This window comes from Methanosarcina sp. MTP4 (assembly GCF_000970045.1).
Classification (GTDB): domain Archaea; phylum Halobacteriota; class Methanosarcinia; order Methanosarcinales; family Methanosarcinaceae; genus MTP4.
In genome coordinates, this window is record NZ_CP009505.1 from 1149546 (window position 1) to 1169142 (window position 19597).

Below are 19597 nucleotides of genomic sequence, written 5' to 3' on the forward strand. Positions count from 1 at the left end.
CGTGGGATAGGCCATAATAAACTTATAGTCCCGAACGCAAATATTTACACTTAAATTATAACCACGGAAGACACGGAAAGCACGGAAGGATTGTGCCCCTATTTACTTTATTCCGTATTTTCGGGGCTTTCTGTGTTAAACTTTCACTTGAGATTGGGGGGAATTTGGGTCCTTGACTATAGCAAATAACAGAGTCCTTCCCATAGTATTGGGGTTGTAAAAACATGAAAAATGAATTAATAGAGATCAAAACCATACAACTAAAGGGAATTACAAATGTTCCATGCAGAAAAGCCCCTGCTCTGAAAATTTCGGGGCCGGCATCCCACAGGGTGATGAAATCCTGTAAAATCCAGTCAGAAACAATTAAACTCAAAAAATCCAGTCAGAAAATGGTTGAGATTAAAAACAGTTGAGATTAAAAACAGTTGAGATTAAAAACAGTTGAGATTAAAAACAGTTTGGATTAAAAACAGTTAAACTCAAAAAATTTCCTGCGCAGAAAGGATCCTTCTTTCTGCGCGGGTGTTTTCGGTAATTCTACCGACCAGATACTGAGGAGAAAGATCACTCTTTTTCCGAGATGGTTAGCACAGGCCTCTGGTTTCCGTTTTCATAGTCACTGCTGCAGAAAGCGATGTAGTTTCCGCTTTCTGTGCGGGCTTTGATAAGGAATCCCGTATTCTCGTACTCACCACTTACGTACTCTTTCACAAGGCCGGTTACATCAAGTTCATGGTAGCTGTTGTCAGGGACGTCGCTTCCATTGAGAGTTATCGTTGCGTAGGGAGTGCTGCCCTGGGAGACATTATTCTGGTCGTACCAGTCACCTCCCGGATGAACCCATGGGGTGTCAAGGTCACTGCTGTTCCAGGTGACGTAATCTGGGTTCCAGGCTTCAGGCCTGTAGATTTCGACAACCGTGTCAGCAGGCCTTTCCATTCCTTCAGGGTAATACCAGAAGAGGGAAAGGGTCGCATTCTCGATCAGTTCAGCATCTTCGTAGTCACTCAGGTCGAAAAGGGCAAGGTCTCTGTACCCTCCGACATCATCTCTGCCTCCAAGGTCGATATAGGGCTCGTTCTTGAAGACGGTGTCAGGAGAACCTTCACGGAGACGGGAATCTTCCACTATCCTGAGAGTTCCCGGGCTTCCCTCCTCATCCATGATGACATTCGAATAATCATCATTAGAGATTGCTGCAGGGGCATCAATGACATTGCGGTCGATAATAATTTCGTCTTTAATTGGAGTTGTCCTGGAATTTTCAAGGGAAATTCCTACACTGCTAGCCTTGATCTCATTGACACTTATAGAGTGCGGGCCCGCTGCATCAATAACTCTTATCCCTGAAGAGGAAGGAGAGTTTATCCTGTTGCCTTCGAGGCTAACATCATCGCATCCGCTAAATTCGAGATCCCCGTTCAGGTTGTTATTATTTAACCTAACATTTTTAGCATAGCCGAATTCCATTGCCATCGTCAGTGGGTCTTCGCAGGTATTGTTGGAGATTTCAATGTTTTCCACGTAAGAACTGCTTGAGCCTACTGAGGATACAATACGGCCGCTGTAGTTTTCGAAGGTATTATTCTCAATTACTGCATTGAGTTCCGGCATGATATACCCGCCGTTGTCAAACACGTTGTTCCTTATTATGTTGCTTGTAGCGTGAGGGATAATGGAAATCTTGTTTCCGTTGAAGTAATTACCCTCAATAACGTGGTTGCCGGTGGATAAGGTAACTAAGGCATTCTTACAGCGATAAAACTTATTGTCTTTTACGATGCTGTCAGTTCTGGCTAGTTCTACACCCTTTCTGGAATCGTAGATTTCATTGCCAATTACTCTGAAAATCGGAGATGAAGTCGGGTGTGAGTTTACAGCTTCGTCATCACAATCTCTGAAAATATTGTCCAGAACATCTACATGCCTGGTAAAGCCGTCAGTTGTGACCCCTCCCCTGCTGGACACGACAGCAATGTAGTGTCTGCCTTTTTCAAGGAAAGAGTTGTTTTTTATTACGATATTGTCACAGGCATTTGTGATGGCAATTCCATATCCTGTTCCGTCTCTGAATATCCTTTTAAAGGTACTGTTTTCTACAGTACAGTCTAAACAATCAAATAAGAGGATCGCACGAGTCCCAAAATCTTCAACTGTACAATTTGAGAACGTAACGTTCTTCACACCATATAAATAGACGGCAGTTGAACTGGTATCCATACCAAATCCTGAAAAACCAATGTTTTCAAAGGAGATGTTCTGGAACATTGAGATTTCTCTGACCTTCGCATTCCTTGATACGGTATAGCTATCGTACAGCGGGCTGGCAACTGTGATCGTTGTGCCGTTGATGGCAACAATCTCTACCAGTTCTCCGTTTTTGTAATCTTTCCCTTCATAGGGAACTGTAAAATCGTCCGAGATTTTTACATGGTCTCCAACATCCAAGCCAGAAACATCGGACAAACTAATCTGTGTAGCCCCTGAGTTGGCATCACTTGCCACAGATGTCGTTGAAGAGGAATAGCCACCGGTACCTGTAGTAAATCCCGGAGAGCTAATGCAATCAAATACAACTCCTTCATTTCCAACAAAGGAGATGTCGGATTTTAAACTAATTGTACGGTCTATGGAATACTCCCCATTCTGGAAGAGTATGACGCCACTATCGAGCTCGTTCAGAGCTGCTTCAATTGCAGCTACATCATCAGCACCTTCATAAATCACAGTGCCATTTTCATTAGTTACCGTGGCAATTCCATTCTCTTTAGAAATTTGAATATTTGCTAAATCATCTGGTGCAGCTACTGCTGCTGAGCTGATCGCAACCAGCATGAGGGAGCAGATTATTGAGTAAGAAATTAACTTTCGGGTTCCTAGAATCCTTCTTAACATTGTATCACCTTTGGGGTTGGACAATCTAGGGAATTTTGGGTATAAGGTAGATTGAATTTTTTGGGGTTATTTTGCTAAGTTTACATAAATTTTAAAAATTTAATATAAACTGCATTTAATATTTTTTCCGCCCCTCTCTCCACTTCTTTTTTGTCGGGAACATCATTTGCAGAGAGCTTCCGCTCTGAATATTTTCAGTCCTGGAAAATATCAGTCGTACGGAAAGGGTGGGAACGAAGTCGATGCTTCTGTTTTTTTGTAATGAAAATTTGTCATAAATTATAGGATATTCATGGTTTCTTTTTTAGTTTAATGCCTCCTGTTCGAATGAGTATAGGTGTTCAGCCTTAGCAACTCACCAAACAAGATTCTATTTATCTTTTAGTTAAATTTCCTTAGTGAACTCTGGGCATTTATGCGACCCTATTATAAAATATTTTTGGTATTATGTTAATTTTTTTTATAGTTTTCAAATATATTTCACAGAGATGCCCCTTTTGATATCCGGGAAATGAAGAAGGGGTGGAATGAAATCCATAATGGGAGTAGACATAATGAACCATAAAAATAGAGGAGAGTAAGCTCGATAAAAGTAGATCCGGATGAACATACAAAGAAACGTATCCCGTAGTTTTTTCGCTGAATAAGGTCCTTTAAAGGCTTATTTCCTGGATCTGAAATCAAAGAAAGATCAGGTCTCAAAATCCGGATTATGGCCCAAAAGAAGGAGATATATTGAACTGCGATTATGGCCCCGATACTTATGTTGCACCAAGTTTTGGAATTGGTTCGAAAGAATTCCTTCCATAGAAGGGGCTCGTAAAAACACGAAACATGAATGGCGAGTGATCAAAACCATGAAAAAACGTACCTGAAATTCGTTGAATGGCAGGCTCAAATAAATGAAAGTACACAGTAATTTCAGCTAAATAAGGGAATTACAAGCATCGAATGCAAAACAGCTCCTTTCCGGGTGTATTTCAGTCCGGGTGTTCGGGAAAATAGTCATGTCCTGGTAAGTCCGGTCAGAATCAAGTAAAATCAAAAAATTTCCTGCGCAGAAAGGATTTTTTCTTTCTGCGCGGGTATTTTAAGCTTTTTTACGAACCCGATACTGAGGAAAACTTATGCTTTTTCCAAGATGGCCAGCACAGGCCTCTGGTTTTTATCTTCATATTCGCTGCTGCAGAAAGCGATGTAGTTTTCACTTTCCGTGCTGGCTTTGATCAGGAATCCCGTATTTTCGTATTCGCCGCCCACGTACTCTTTCACAAGTTCGGTTACGTCAAGTTCATGGTAGCTGTTGTCAGGGAAGTCACTTCCATTGATGGTTATCGTTGCGTAGGGAGTGCTGCCCTGGGAGGCATTATTCCGGTCATACCAGTCTCCTCCGGCATTCACCCAGGGGGTGTTAAGGTCCCTGCTGTTCCAGGTGACGTAGTCGGGGTTCCAGGCTTCCGGCCTGTAGATTTCGACAACTGTGTCCTCGGGCCTTTCTATTCCGGCCGGGTAGTACCAGAAGAGGGAAAGGGCTGCACTTTCGATACTTTCAGCATCGTCTAATTCACTTAAGTCGAACATGAAAAGGTCTCTGTACCCGCCGACTCCTTCCCGGCCTCCCAGGTCGAGATAACGGACGTCATTGAAGACCGTATCAGGGGTGCCTTCACGGAGGCGGCTGTCCTGAAGGTTGTTAAGGACGTGAACTACAGGTTCTGGTTTCAGTTCTACATCGAGTTTCGGGATGGATTCCGTTATTCCGCAGTCACTGCTGTAGAAAGCGACGTAGTTTCCGCTTTCCGTGCGGGCTTTCATCAGGAATCCCGTATTCTCGTACTCGCCACCCACATACTCTTTCACAAGTTCGGTTACGTCAAGTTCATGGTAGCTGTTGTCAGGGAAGTCACTTCCATTGATGGTTATCGTTGCGTAGGGGGTACTGCCCTGGGAGGCATTATTCCGGTCATACCAGTCTCCTCCGGCATTCACCCAGGGGGTGTTAAGGTCCCTGCTGTTCCAGGTGACGTAGTCGGGGTTCCAAGCCTCAGGCCTGTAAATTTCGACAATTGTGTCCTCGGGTCTTTCTCTTCCATCCGGGCAGTACCAGAAGAGGGAAAGGGTCGCATTTTCGATCAGTTCGGCATCTTCGTATTCGCTTAAGTCGAACATGACAAGATCCCTGTACCCGCCGACTCCGTCTCTGCCTCCCAGGTCGAGATAACGGACGTCATTGTAAACCGTGTCAGGTGAGGCTTCACGGAGGCGGGAATCCTGCACTCCCCAAAGTGGGATCTCAGGAGCGCCTTCTTCTACGATGACACTTGAATAGTCGTCATTAGAATATGCTTTGGGGGCATCAATGGCATTGCGTCCGATGAGAATCTCATTTTTGATTAGAGATGTTCCTGTATTTTCAAGGGAAATTCCTACACTATCGGCTTTGATCTCATTATCCGTTATAGTGTGTTCCCCTCTTGCATTAATAACTCTAATTCCAGAAGATGCGGGGGAATTTATCCTGTTGCCATCGATTTGTACATCATTGCACCTGCTAAATTCAAGGTGCCCTCTCAGGTTATTGTTACTTAAGGACACATTTTTGGCATAGCTTAATTTCATTGCCATTGTCAGTGGGTCTTCACATACGTTATTGGTGATTTCAATGTTTTGCAGGTTGGAACTGCTTGAGCCGGATGCGTATATGATATACCCTGAATAATTCCTGAAAGTATTACTTTCAATTACGGCATTGAGTTCCGGCATGATATAGCCGCCGTTGTCAAACACATTGTTCCTTATTATGTTGCTTGTCGCGTGAGGAATAATGGAGATCCTATTCCCGTTGAAGTAATTGTTCTCAATCACGTGGTTGCCGGTGCTTAATGTAACCAGGGCATTCCCACAGCGATAAAATTTATTGTCTTTTACGATGCTGTCAGTTCTGGCGAGTTCTACACCCTTTCTGGAATCGTAGAATTCATTGCCAATAACTCTGAAAATCGGAGATGAAGTCGGGTGTGAGTTTACAGCTTCGTCAGCACAATCTCTGAAAATATTGTCCAGAACATCTACATGCCGGGTAAAGCCGTCAGTTGTAACTCCTCCCCTGCTGGACACGACAGCAATGTAGTGCCTGCCTTTTTCAAGGAAAGAGTTGTTTTTTATTACGATATTGTCACAGGCATTTGTTATGGCAATTCCATACCCTGTCCCGTCTTTGAATATCCTTTTAAAGGTGCTGTTTTCTACAGTACAGTCCAAACAATCAAATAAACTGATCGCACGGGTGCCAAAATCTTCAATTCCACAATTTGAGAACGTAACGTTCTTCGTGGCATAGAAATAGATTGCAGTAGAACTGGTGCCCATTCCTTTGCCTACAAAATCAATGTTTTCAAACCTGATGTTTTCAAGCATTGAGATTTCTCGGACCTTGGCATTCCTGGATGTGGTATAGCTATCGTAGAGGGGGCTGTCAATTGTGACCGTTGAACCGTCGATGGCAACTATTTTTGCCAGCTCGCCGTTTTTATAGCTTCTTCCTTCATAGGAAACTGTGAAATCGTCTGAAATTTTTATATAGTTCCCAACATTCAAGCCAGAAACACTGGACAACTTAATCTGTGTAGTCCCTGAGTTGGCGTTACTTGCCACCGGGATTGTTGAAGAGGAATAGCCACCGGTACCGGTAGTAAATCCCGGGGAGCTAATGCAGTCAAATACCACTCCTTCTTCTCCGATGAAGGTTATATCTGATTTTAAACGAAGTGTGCGGTCGATATTATATTCGCCTTTCTGGAAGGAGATGACACCGCTATCGATTGCCTTCATAGCCGCTTCAATAGCGTCTGCATCGTCTGAACCTTTATATACAACAGTACCATCTTCGTTTGTTACCGTAACAGTTCCACTAACTTTGGATACTTGAACATTTGCTAAATCACCTGATGCTGCTAATGCTGCTGAGCTTGTAGCAAGCAGCATTAAAAAGCAAATTGAAATCGAAATCAGCTTTCGGGTTCCTGGCTTCAGTTTTAACATTTTATCACCTTGGGTTGGACTATCTAGGGATTTTTGGATCTAAAGTAGACCGATTCTTAGAGGGTATTTTCACAATTTCACGTGAGATTGGAAAACTCCCTGGGAATTGATTGTAATATTTTTCCGACTCTCGCTCTACCCTCATTTATGCGGGGAACAGCACATTCAGAGAGCGTTCGCTCCTGGTTCATTTACTCTTCAAAATTGCGAATAACGCAGAAAGTTCGGAAATGAAGCCGAAGCTTCTGTTTTTGTAGTTAGAATATGTTATGAATTATAGGACAATTATATTCCCTTTTAGTTCAACACCTCCTGTCTGATGAATCCGGGCCTTTAGCCTGGTCAATTCATCAAATGAAGTTCCAATTAATTTTTAGTTATATTTCCTGAGTCAACTTTGAACATTTACACAAGTTTATTATAAAATATTTTTGGTATTATGTTAAAATTTTTTATAGATATCCAATATATTTTTGTAAGATTTATATTCTTCCCGGAAAAACGAAGAAAGAGGGCTAAAATCCAGCATGTAAGTAGGCATAAGGAACCATAGGAAAAAGAGGGAAAGTAAAATTGATAAAAGTAGATCCGGACGAATATAAATAAGAAATTCAGGCAGAATTTCTTAGCTGGGAAAATTGTAGAAAATTATTCCCTGGATACGGAATCAAAAACTATCGGCAAAGCTCCTTTTCAGGTATATTTCAGTAATGTCACCCATGTGGAGTTGTCAGGTCTTAACAAATGCTGCCAAAAACGGTTATACTCAAAAAATGCTGCCAAAAACTATTAAAATTAAAAAAATTTCCTGCGCAGAAAGGATTTTTCCTTCTGCGCGGGTATTTTAAGCTTTTTTACGAACCCGATACTGAGGAAAACTTATGCTTTTTCCGATACAGTCATCACAGGTTTCTGGTTTTCGTCTTCATAGTCGCTGCTGCAGAAGGCGATGTAGTTTCCGCTTTCTGTGCGGGCTTTGACCAGGAATCCCGTATTTTCGTATTCGCCGCTTACGTACGCTTTCACAAGTTCGGTTACATCAAACTCATGGTAGCTGTTGTCTGGGAAGTCACTTCCCTTAATGGTTATTGTTGCGTACGGGGTGCTGCCCTGAGAGACATCATTCAGATCATACCAGTCTCCGCCGGCATTCACCCAGGGGGTGTTAAGGTCCCTGCTGTTCCAGGTGGCGTAGTCGGGGTTCCAGGCTTCCGGCCTGTAGATTTCGACAATTGTGTCTTCGGGCCTTTCTATTCCGGCCGGGTAGTACCAGAAAAGGGAGATGGCCGCACTTTCGATACTTTCAGCATCGTCTAATTCACTTAAGTCGAACAGGACTAGGTCTCTGTACCCGCCGACTCCGTCCCTGCCTCCAAGGTCAAGATAACGGACGTCATTGTATACTCTGTCAGGAGAGCCCTCACGAAGCCGGCTGTCCTGAAGGTTGTTAAGGACGTGAACTACAGGTTCTGGTTTCAGTTCTACATCGAGTTTCGGGATGGATTCCGTTATTCCGCAGTCACTGCTGTAGAAAGCCATGTAGTTTCCGCTTTCCGTGCGGGCTTTTATCAGGAATCCCGTATTCTCGTACTCGCCGCTCACGTACTCTTTCACAAGTTCGGTTACGTCAAGTTCATGGTAGCTGTTGTCAGGAACATCACTGCCCTTGATGGTAATCGTTGCGTAGGGGATACTGCCCTGGGAGGCATTATTCTGGTCATACCAGTCTCCGCCGGCATTCGCCCAGGGAGTGTTAAGGTCCCTGCTGTTCCAGGTGACATAGTCGGGGTTCCAGGCTTCAGGCCTGTATATTTCGACAACTGTGTCCTCGGGCCTTTCTATTGCTTCAGGGTAGTACCAGAAGAGGGAAAGGGTAGCATTCTCGATACTTTCAGCATTGTCCAATTCACTTAAGTTGAACAGGACCAGGTCTCTGTACCCGCCGACTCCGTCTCTGCCTCCAAGGTCGATATAACGAACGTCATTGTATACCGTGTCAGGAGAGCCTTCACGGAGGCGGTTGTCCTGAAGGTTGCTCAGGACGAGAGCTTCATCAGGTGTATCTCCAGACTCAGGTGTATCTCCAGACTCGGGTTTCAGTTCTACATCGAGTTTCGGGGTGGATTCCGTTATTCCGCAGTCACTGCTGTAGAAAGCGACGTAGTTTCCGCTTTCCGTGCGGGCTTTTATCAGGAATCCCGTATTCTCGTACTCGCCGCTCACGTACTCTTTCACAAGTTCGGTTACGTCAAGTTCATGGTAGCTGTTGTCAGGAACATCACTGCCCTTGATGGTAATCGTTGCGTAGGGGATACTGCCCTGGGAGGCATTATTCCGGTCATACCAGTCTCCGCCGGCATTCGCCCAGGGAGTGTTAAGGTCCCTGCTGTTCCAGGTCACGTAGTAGGGGTTCCAGGCTTCAGGCCTGTAAATTTCGACAATTGTGTCCTCGGACCTTTCCGCTCCTTCGGGGTAGTACCAGAAAAGGGAAAGGGTCGCATTTTCGATCAGCTCGGCATCTTCGTATTCGCTTAAGTCGAAAATGACAAGGTCTCTGTATGCGCCGACTTCGTCTCTGCCTCCAAGGTCGAGATAACTAACGTCATTGTATACCGTGTCAGGAGAGCCTTCACGAAGGCGGGAATCCTGTACTCCTACCAGAGTTGTCGGAGTGTCCGAAGCCCCTGGTGTAGAATCTCCGATTTCAGGAGTTCCTCCTTCTACGATGACATTTGAATAGTCGTCATTAGAATATGCTTTAGGGGCATCGACGGCGTTACGCGCGATGAGAATCTTTTCATTAATCAATGATGTGCCGGTGTTTTCAAGGGAAATTCCTACACTGTCAGCTTTAAACTCATTATCTGTTATTGTGTAGGGACCCTTTGCATCAATAACCCTGACCCCAGAAGAGGCAGGAGAGTTTATCCTGTTGCCGTCGATTTCTACATTGTCACAGGCTCTAAATTCAGGATACCCTCTCAGGTCATTGTTATACAATTTAACATTTTTAGCATAGCTTAATTTCATTGCCAGTGTAAGGGGGTCTTCACACAGGTTGTTTGAAATTTCAATGTTTTGCAGGTAGGAACTGCTTGAGCCGGATGCGTATATGATATACCCTGAATAATTCCTGAAAGTATTACTTTCAATTACGGCATTGAGTTCCGGCATGATATAGCCGCCGTTGTCAAACACATTGTTCCTTATTATGTTGCTTGTCGCGTGAGGAATAATGGAGATCCTATTCCCGTTGAAGTAATTGTTCTCAATCACGTGGTTGCCGGTGCTTAATGTAACCAGGGCATTCCCACAGCGATAAAATTTATTGTCTTTTACGATGCTGTCAGTTCTGGCGAGTTCTACACCCTTTCTGGAATCGTAGAATTCATTGCCAATAACTCTGAAAATCGGAGATGAAGTCGGGTGTGAGTTTACAGCTTCGTCGGCGCAATCTCTGAAAATATTGTCCAGAACATCTACATGCCGGGTAAAGCCGTCAGTTGTGACTCCTCCCCTGCTGGACACGACAGCAATGTAGTGCCTGCCTTTTTCAAGGAAAGAGTTGTTTTTTATTACGATATTGTCACAGGCATTTGTTATGGCAATTCCATACCCTGTCCCGTCTTTGAATATCCTTTTAAAGGTGCTGTTTTCTACAGTACAGTCTAAACAATCAAATAAACTGATCGCACGGGTGCCAAAATCTTCAATTCCACAATTTGAGAACGTAACGTTCTTCGTTGCATAGAAATAGATTGCAGTAGAACTGGTGTCCATTCCTTTCCCTACAAAATCAATGTTTTCAAACCTGATGTTTTCAAGCATTGAGATTTCTCGGACCTTGGCATTCCTGGATGTGGTATAGCTATCGTAGAGGGGGCTGTCAATTGTGACCGTTGAACCGTCGATGGCAACTATCTTTGCCAGTTCGCCGTTTTTGTAAGCGTTCCCTTCATAGGAAACTGTGAAATCGTCTGAAATTTTTATATAGTTCCCAACATTCAAGCCAGAAACACTGGACAACTTAATCTGTGTAGTCCCTGAGTTGGCATTACTTGCCACTGGTATTGTTAAAGAAGAATAGCCACCGGTACCGGTAGTAAATCCCGGGGAGCTAATGCAGTCAAATACTACTCCTTCTTCTCCGATGAAGGTTATATCTGATTTTAAACGAAGTGTACGGTCGATATTATATTCGCCTTTCTGGAAGGAGATGACACCGCTATCGATTGCCTTCATAGCCGCTTCAATAGCGTCTGCATCGTCTGAACCTTTATATACAACAGTACCATCTTCGTTTGTTACCGTAACAGTTCCACTAACTTTGGATACTTGAACATTTGCTAAATCACCTGATGCTGCTAATGCTGCTGAGCTTGTAGCAAGCAGCATTAAAAAGCAAATTGAAATCGAAATCAGCTTTCGGGTTCCTAGCTTCAGTTTTAGCATTTTATCACCTTGGGTTGGACTATCTAGGAATTTTTTAATCTAAAGTCTTCTGATCCTCAGGGAGTGTTTTCCATAATATTCCCATGAGTTCTGAAAATTCCCTATGAATTGATTGTAATATTTTTCCGACTCTTTCCCTGTCCTCTATTATGCGGGGAACAGCACTTTTAGAGGGCATTCGCTCTTAGTACATTCACTCTTCAAAAATGCGAATCACGCAGAAAGATCAGAAATGAAGCTGAAGCTTCTGTTTTTTGTAATTAAAATCTGTTATGAATTAAATGAAAGTTATATTCAATTTTAGTTTAAAACCTCCTTTTTGACGAATTCAGGCTTTAAGCCAGGCCAACTCTTTGAATAAATTTTTATCAATCCTTTTGTTAAATTTCCTGAGTTGACTTTGATCGTTTATGTCATCCTATTATAAAATATTTCTGGTATTATTTTAAATTTTTTTATGTATTTAGGAAGTATTTTTGAAAGTAAACATATTTGTTATTATTTTAAATTTTTTATGAACTTGGGGAGTATTTTAGAAATTCTGGAAGCCAGAATAAATTAAATTCCCGCACTTAAAATGTCCGATACCTGTATTTGGGAATAAAAAATATTTCATAAATGTGAATCACGGAACCAGGATTTACAGGCCTTCTGAGGTTGAAGGTTTTGAGGGAAAGCAGGTCTCTGCCCCGTCTTCAATAGCTGCCCTGACAACTGAAACTCGCAGTGAACTCAAGTAATAACCTGAATTACATGTGTAAATTATCCGGAGAGTACGTTTTTTTCACAAATTTGAAGCCGTCTTCTATTATGGATCTTAAAGGTCTGATGTCTTTCCATACGCTGTCCGGTTCTTTAAATTTTGCACTAACTTTCTCGTGGACCCTCAGATTTTAAGTTTGTAGATGAATGCAGCCGATACCCTCTTCAGATATGTTTTGCTATTAAAAAGTAGAACTTATCCTGGTGTCGCGTCAATCGCCAGGCATTGAATTGCTATGAACAAGTATGAACGATTATGAATGATTATGAACGGTTACGAATGATTGTGGTTGAGTATGAACGACTATGAATAATTGCGATCTATTTTATTCGGCGGTATTCGGTTGGCAAGACACCAGGGGATTGTCGGGTTTAAAGTGTGTTCCTGGATTTAAAGGATGTTCTGCTCTCAAAAGTAGATTTCACAGGCATATGTGCCTGTTTTCATCCTTACTTTTATTTCATCTGAATACTCCGTACCTTGCAGCGGAGTGTGCCAGAACAACTTTTATTTTCCTGCCGCATTAATTCTTTTTCACTTAATCCCTGATTATTCCATTCAACGTTTTGTCTTAAACGCTTTCTTTTTCTTCTTTTTCACCTTCCCCTTCTTCTCCCTTTTCCGCACGGTGTTTATGGAGAGCCATCTCTATATTGCTGTGCAGGTCTTCTTCCTTGAAAGGCTTTGAGATATAGCCTGCAGGTTCGGTCATTTTGGCCCTTTCCAGGGTTTCGCTGTCCGTGTAGGCGGTAAGGTAGATTACGGGTATCCCAAAGCGGGCTTTGATCTCCCTTGCTGCTTCGATCCCGTCCATTTCTCCTTTTAACATGATGTCCATCAAAACCAGGTCAGCACCTGTAAGCTCCGCCTTCCGGATTGCTTCCTCCCCTGAAGCTGCGGTGCTTGGGACGGTATACCCAAGATTCTTTAACTTGTTTCTGATATTCAGGGCTACTATGTTCTGGTCTTCAACAACCAGAATCTTTGCTTTTCCCATTTTGTTACCCCCGTTTTCTTCCATTGCTGTTAGCTTTGAATCGGTTAATTGCCATTTTGGTCACCCGGTCTCTCTGAACCGGATTATGAAATTAGTCCCTTCGTTTCTCTCTAGTTCGATGTTTCCTTCGAGCTGTTCCACCAGGGTGTTTACCAGCTGCAACCCCAGGGAGGCGGTATTCCTGAAATCAATGTTTTCAGGGAATCCTGACCCGTTATCCGAAACGATCAATGAGAACTGAGTACTGTAATTACTATTACCATTTTTATTAATTTTTCTGTTCCTACTTATAACTTTATTTTTATTGTGGTCTGTCTGGAAAAGCTTGATCAGGATTTCTCCTCCTTTACCTTCCGGGAAGGCATGTTTCAGGGAGTTGGATACAAGTTCGTTGATGATGATCCCTAGCGGGATTGCAGTATCCATCCCGAAGTGCACTTCTTCGATATCCAGCTTCAAGCTGATTTCATCGCTTCTGACCCTGTAGGACTGGAGGAGGTCGGCTGTCAGTTTTTTGAGGTAGGCTGCAAAGTCCAGGGTCTCCATATCCCTTGATTTGTAGAGTTCTTCGTGGATAAGGGACATTGATCTGACGCGGTTCTGGCTCTCCCTGAAGGCTTCGGCAATGGCTTCATCCGTAAATTTTTCTGCCTGGAGGCTCAGGAGGGATGAGATCACCTGCAGGTTATTCTTGATCCGGTGGTGTATCTCTTTTTTCCTGGTTTCTTCGGCTTTTGCCAGGGCTTCCTCGGCGGCTTTGCGTTCGGTAATGTCGTAGATCGAGCCCTGCACAAACACGGGTTTTCCGGATTCGTCGGGAATATTCTGGAGAATTTCGTGGACCCAGCATCTGCTCCCATCCTTTTTCCTTATCCTGTATTCCCTTTCGGAGGTAGCCCCGGGAACAGTTCTCAACTTTTCTGCGTCTTCAAAAATCATCGGCAGGTCTTCAGGATCTATAATCCGGTCCCATCTCAACCCACCCGGAACGAATTCCTCTTCCCTGTATCCTGTTATTTCTTCAAGGGACCCGTGCATGAAAAGAGCATTGAAATCCATATTTCCCTGGAACACGATGCCCCTGAAATTCTTCAAAAACGACCGGTAGCGCTCTTCGCTCTTCTCGAGCTTTTCCATTGCAAGCCTTCTTTCGGTGGTATCTTTCATCACCCCTACTACCCTGCATATGCATCCGCTCTCATCTCTCAGGTAGGTCCCGCTGTCTTCCGCGTAGAAGTAAGTCCCGTCTTTCCTGCGGAACCTGTACTCTTCGTGCAATTTCTCCCCTGTCCGCAGGGAACGTTTATGGGCTGAAAACACGTTTTTGCGGTCTTCGGGGTGGATATGCTCAACCCAGCCGTCAAAGTCCACCTGCTGAAACTCCCTGAGGTCGTAGCCGGTAAGTTTCCTGATAGCTCCCGCCCAGTCTATTTCCCCGCTGCTGAGGTCACAGTCGTAGACCAGCTGCCCTGTCTGCTCTGTTGCTGTCCTGTACCTTTCTTCGCTTTTTTGCAGAACTTTCTGGGCCTGTTTCCGCTCGGATATCTCTTTTTTTAGCCGCCTGTTTATTTTTGTAAGTTCCCCGGTCCGTTTTTCCACCATCTCTTCCAGGTGTTCCCGCTGCCTCCTCACCTCGTCTTCCGCGTGTATGCGCTCGATCACTTCTGCGATGATGAGGGTCGCAGAACTGAGAAAATAGATGTCCTCCCGGGTAAACTTCCGTTTCTTTGTGCTGTGTACTCCCATTACTCCAAAGGGCCTGTTTATGTCCCCTATGATTATGCTCATCCCGCTTACCACGTCGTGTTCTTTAAGGAGTTCGGGAGCCCTGAACCTCTTTTCCTTTCCCACATCTTCCACGATCACGGGTTTGTTCGTAAGGAGCGTGTACCCTGCCTGGGAGTCTTTCTTCCCTTCTACGATGGTCTTTCCCACAATTCCCGGCTTCCACCCGGTCCCCGCTTTGAGCAGGAAGTTTCCTTCGGGGAGTAGTTCCAGGATCTTGCAGTATTCGACTTCAAGGGTCCTGGCAATCAACTTTGTGCTGTCTCTCATAAAAACCTGAAGTTTCTTGCAGGCAAGGGCCATTTTTCCAAGTTTGTTCAGGGCAAGGTGCTGCTTCTCCCGCAGCAGGAGCTGTTCTTCGTTCCGCTTCTGGCTGCTGATGTCAAACCCGTAGAGGTTTACGTAGCCCTCTTCAGGCAGCGGATTGAGCGTGAATAGGTATGTATGGTCTCCCACTTTTACTTCCAGTTTTTCCGGATTTCTCCTGAGAACGGCTTTCCTAACCATTTCCCTAATTGAGTGAGGAAGCTCCTCCCCGGTAGACACCTTCCAGTGCTCCAGAAGGGGAGCGCTTGCGGCATTGGAGTAAAGGACCTCTCCCTTATTTCCCACCCTGAGTACCGGGTTGGGATTTTTTGAGGGGAAATGTTCCATCCACTTCTCTTCCTCCTCCAGAACCCTCGGTTTTTCAGCATTCTTTATGCTTCCCACATCCCCTTGTCACGAATTTATACTTGTATCTTTATATTCTCCTAAAATATGTAATCATTTTTAGAATATTTAAAATAAGTAGCTTACGGGCATAGAGCCTGTTTGAGTCCGGTTATTGCCCCCACATTACCCGACTGATAGGCTGCTAATTTCAGTTATCCGTAAAATAGATCCTGAATTCCGTCCCGGTGCCGTTATCGAGCTCTATGTTGCCCTCTATCTGTTCAACAAGGAGATTGACGAGCTGGAGCCCCAGGGAATCCGTATCTCTGAAATCGATTTCTTCGGGGATGCCAGGGCCGTTGTCGGCGACAATGAGTGTAAAAGGAAGTTCTTTTTCTGCCTGAAAGTCCTGTTCTTCCCCGCAGCCGGAGCCAGTCCCGTAATCCTCCGGATTCCCTGCAAAATTTTCCTTTCCGCAGAGGTTTATGCGAATCTTCCCTTTCTTTCCGGTCAGAAAGGCATGTTTCAGGGCGTTGGAAACCAGTTCATTGACAATGATTCCGAGGGGGATTGCGGTGTCCATCCCCAGGTAAATTTTCTCAAGGTCAAGCTCCAGGCTGATGTCATCTTTTCCGACCCTGTATGAACTTAGAAGATCTGCGGTCAGTTTCCTGAGATAGGCTGCAAAATCAAGGGTATCGATTTTGTCTCCTTTGTAGAGTTCCTCGTGGATAATCGCCATGGATATTACGCGGTTCTGGCTTTCCCGGAAAGCTTCGAGCACTTGCGCATCCCCGAATTTTTCGGACTGGAGGCTGAGGAGGGAAGAGATTACCTGGAGGTTGTTCTTGATCCGATGGTGTATCTCTTTTTTCCGGACCTTTTCGGCTTTTTCCAGAGCTTCTTCTGCTTCCTTTCTTTCGGTGATATCGTGGATAGAGCCCTGGAAATGTATTGATTTATCCGGGCCTTCGGGGACGTTCTGGATAACTTCCCGGACCCAGCGAAGTTCCCCGCCCTTTCTCCTTATCCGGTACTCAAGTTCGGTAAAAAGCTCCGGGTCTTCCTTCAGTTTCTTCCTTTTTTCAAGGATAAGCGGCAGTTCTTCCTCTTTGACAAGCCGGGTCCATCCTATGCTTCCGGAAAGGAAGTCCTCTTTACTGTAGCCTGTGATTTCTTCTGCAGCTCCGTGCACGAATACCGGTGTGAAGTCACTGTCAAGCTGGAATCCAAGCCCCCTGAAGTTCTGCATGAAGGAGTGGAAACTTTCTTCGCTTTTATGCAGCTTTTCCACTGCCATTTTTCTCTCGGTTATGTCTTTTTTTGCTCCCAGCATTCTACGGATGCGGCCTTCTTCGTCTTTCAACAAAATTCCGCTTTCCTCCATGTAGATATATCCGCCTTCCTTTTTCCTGAACCTGTATACTTCATGGAACTTCTCTCCTGTCTTAAGGGATTTTTCAAATGCCGACCTTACACGTCCCCGGTCTTCAGGATGTATTTTTTCGCACCAGCGGTTCATGTCAAATTTCTGAAGTTCGATGATATGGGCGGTGTCTTCCGTAACGGCCCCTGCCCAGTCAACGGAGCCGGTTTTGAAGTCATAATCAAAAACAATTTGCCCTGTCTGCTCCGCAGCGAGCCGGTAGCGCTCTTCTCTTCTCTCCAGGGTTTCCCGGGCTTGCCTGTTTTCGGTAGCATCGAACATCACCCCGACAATCCCCCCGGGTTCTCCGTCTTTCTCGATGTAAGGGGCTTTGTTTATGAGAAAATCCCTGAACCCTTTGGTTGCACATTTCAATTGTGCTTCGTAGCGTTGGGTCTTTCTCTCCCTCATAAGGGTTCGGTCGTATTTTTCATGAAGAAGGATAAGGTCTTCAGGCAGTTCTTTTATGAACTTATGCAGGGAATACCCGATTATCTGCTCTTTCGGAATCCCGGCGATTTCCCTTATAAACTCTTCATTGCAGAGCCGGTACTTGTTTTCCCTGTCCTTGTAAAAAACAGGGGTGGGAATGGCATCGAGAAGTTTTTCCAGGAAATACAGGTTGTCCCTTAGCTTCTTTTCGGCCTGCTTGAGTTCGCTTATGTCCTGCATCATACAGAGAAGCCCGTAGACCTCGCCGTTTCCGCTCCCAAAGGTTGACTTGTTGATAAGGAAATTTCGCTTTACGCCGTCGGCACATAGTAATTCATCTTCAAAAACCCGGCTTCCCCCGTCCCGGAGAAGTTCAAGGTCTTTCCTGTGGATTTCCAGGACCTGTTCAAACAGCTTTTCTTTGCTTTGCTCCGGGGCTTTAAGGATACGCTCAGGTAAAAGTTTTTGGGCAACTTCCGGAGGTGTAGATCCCAGTAACTCTTCTTTTGGAAGGCCTGCGATTCGTGTAGAAAAGTTCTCATTGCAGTCCCTGTAAGCTCCTTCTCTGTTTTTGTAATAGATGGGGTTTGGCATTGTGCCGAGCAGTTTTTCCAGCAGTTCCATATTGCTCCGGAGGGTCTGTTCAACCTGCTCGCGCCGGACAATTTCCATGACAAGGGTTTTATTCGTTTTGGTGAGTTCCCTGGTCCTTTCTTCTACCTGCTTTTCCAGCAGTTTCTGGTGCAGCCGAAGTTTTTCTTCGGCTTTCCTGCGTTCAGTTGTCTCTGCAATCAGAAATGCGACCGAACTAAGGAAATATTGGTCCTCTTCCGAAAATTCCCTTCTTTTCGTTGAGAAGGCTTCGATCACCCCGAAAGGTCTTTTCGCCTCCCCTATAATAACGCTAATCCCGCTTACCAGGCCCTGGTCCGCAACAGAAGCGGTTTTTTTGAAGCGGGTCTCCTCTTTCATGTCTTTTACGGAAACAGGTCTCCTTGAAAGCAGCGTGTATCCTGCCAGGGAGTCCTTTCCTCTTCCGACAATTAGCTCTCCTGCGAGTTCTCTCCTTGGTCCGAATCCCGCTCGAAACAGGAAATTTCCGTCCGGGAGCAGCTCAAGGATTTTACAGGATTCGATTTCCAGAGTACTGGCTACAAGTCCTGTGCTTTCATCCATCAGGGCCTGGAGGCTTGTGCAGGTAAGGGTCATTTTTCCGAACTTTTCGAGCACCAGATGCTGTTTTTCCCGGATATGCAGCTTTTTTTCAATTTCTTTCCGGCTGCTTATGTCGTACCCGTAGACATTCACGCAGGCTTCTTCGGGAAAGGGATTCAGTGTGACAAGATATGTCCTGGTTTCGGTTTCCAGTTCCAGCTCTTCACATTTTCTCAGGCTCAGGGCTCTCAGGACAGCATTTTCAATAAGTTCGGGGGCTTTTTCTCCTTCCCTGATCCCCCAGCTTTTAAGTAAAGGACCTGCAGCCCTGTTTGCATAGAGGACCTTTCCGTTCGTTCCTATCCTGAGTACCGGATTAGGGTTTTTCGAGGGAAAATGTTCCATCCATTTTCCTCCTTTTTTCTTTCATTTCCCTGGTTTTCGGGGCTGACAACAAAATGACTCCCAGGTTTCTTTTTTCCCGTTTTTGTCCTCTAAGAAGTTTTTACTTCGTTAAGTCAAGTTCAAATAAGCTTCAAAACAGCTTTAAAATATAGGGCAGGGGATTTTATTCCGTCTCTTTTTCTCCCCTTTCAAGCCTGTGTTTGTGCAGCGCCATTTCAATGTTGCTGTGAAGGTCTTCTTCCTTGAAAGGTTTCGAGATATACCCTGCAGGTTCGGTCATTTTTGCCCTGCCCAGGGTTTCTTCGTCCGTGTAAGCGGTCAGGTACAGGATGGGAATCCCGAACCGGGACTTGATTTCCTGAGCCGCTGATATCCCGTCCATATCCCCTTTTAGCATTATGTCCATCAAAACAAGATCAGCATCTGTCAGTTCCGCTTTCCTGATCGCTTCTTCTCCGGTAGCCGCGGTAGCCGGAACCGTGTAGCCTAAATTCTTAAGCTTGTTCCTGATATTCAGAGCCACGATGTTCTGGTCTTCGACAACCAGAATTTTTGCCTTTTTCATCATATTTCCCCTTCTTATTCATAC

8 protein-coding genes are annotated in these 19597 nt (G+C 44.7%); 1 reads left to right on the forward strand and 7 read right to left on the reverse strand.

Annotated features, from left to right (window positions below):
* Positions 1 to 224 precede the first annotated feature (224 nt).
* Positions 225 to 416, forward strand: a complete 192-nt coding sequence (locus MSMTP_RS05025) for a hypothetical protein (protein WP_048178093.1) — start codon at positions 225 to 227, stop codon at positions 414 to 416.
* 151 nt (positions 417 to 567) lie between these two features.
* Here the strand turns inward: MSMTP_RS05025 and MSMTP_RS19640 are convergent, their stop codons facing one another.
* The 7 genes from MSMTP_RS19640 to MSMTP_RS05060 form a co-directional block, all read right to left on the reverse strand.
* Complete coding sequence (locus tag MSMTP_RS19640; protein ID WP_052718281.1) at positions 568 to 2898, reverse strand: disaggregatase related repeat-containing protein; 2331 nt, start codon at positions 2896 to 2898, stop codon at positions 568 to 570.
* A gap of 1125 nt (positions 2899 to 4023) precedes the next feature.
* Positions 4024 to 6939 (reverse strand): disaggregatase related repeat-containing protein, encoded by a 2916-nt coding sequence (locus MSMTP_RS19645; protein ID WP_052718282.1) that lies wholly within the window; start codon positions 6937 to 6939, stop codon positions 4024 to 4026.
* An 879-nt stretch (positions 6940 to 7818) separates the two neighbouring features.
* Positions 7819 to 11391: a disaggregatase related repeat-containing protein gene (locus tag MSMTP_RS19650; RefSeq protein ID WP_082090504.1), complete on the reverse strand. Its 3573-nt coding sequence runs from the start codon at positions 11389 to 11391 to the stop codon at positions 7819 to 7821.
* Between the two features lie 1334 nt (positions 11392 to 12725).
* Entirely contained in the window at positions 12726 to 13151 is a 426-nt protein-coding gene (locus tag MSMTP_RS05045) for a response regulator (RefSeq protein WP_048182761.1), read from the reverse strand.
* A gap of 60 nt (positions 13152 to 13211) precedes the next feature.
* Complete coding sequence (locus tag MSMTP_RS05050) at positions 13212 to 15647, reverse strand: PAS domain-containing protein (protein WP_231582922.1); 2436 nt, start codon at positions 15645 to 15647, stop codon at positions 13212 to 13214.
* A gap of 151 nt (positions 15648 to 15798) precedes the next feature.
* Positions 15799 to 19008, reverse strand: a complete 3210-nt coding sequence (locus MSMTP_RS17860; RefSeq protein WP_052718284.1) for a PAS domain S-box protein — start codon at positions 19006 to 19008, stop codon at positions 15799 to 15801.
* A gap of 163 nt (positions 19009 to 19171) precedes the next feature.
* Positions 19172 to 19573, reverse strand: a complete 402-nt coding sequence (locus tag MSMTP_RS05060; RefSeq protein ID WP_048178094.1) for a response regulator — start codon at positions 19571 to 19573, stop codon at positions 19172 to 19174.
* Positions 19574 to 19597 lie beyond the last annotated feature (24 nt).

Coding starts and splice junctions, on each gene's coding strand:
- MSMTP_RS19650 (WP_082090504.1), bottom strand. CDS start 11,391: ATGCTAAAACTGAAGCTAGGAACCCGAAAGCTGATTTCGATTTCAATT.
- MSMTP_RS19645 (WP_052718282.1), bottom strand. CDS start 6,939: ATGTTAAAACTGAAGCCAGGAACCCGAAAGCTGATTTCGATTTCAATT.
- MSMTP_RS19640 (WP_052718281.1), bottom strand. CDS start 2,898: ATGTTAAGAAGGATTCTAGGAACCCGAAAGTTAATTTCTTACTCAATA.
- MSMTP_RS05060 (WP_048178094.1), bottom strand. CDS start 19,573: ATGAAAAAGGCAAAAATTCTGGTTGTCGAAGACCAGAACATCGTGGCT.
- MSMTP_RS05025 (WP_048178093.1), top strand. CDS start 225: ATGAAAAATGAATTAATAGAGATCAAAACCATACAACTAAAGGGAATT.
- MSMTP_RS17860 (WP_052718284.1), bottom strand. CDS start 19,008: ATGGAACATTTTCCCTCGAAAAACCCTAATCCGGTACTCAGGATAGGA.
- MSMTP_RS05045 (WP_048182761.1), bottom strand. CDS start 13,151: ATGGGAAAAGCAAAGATTCTGGTTGTTGAAGACCAGAACATAGTAGCC.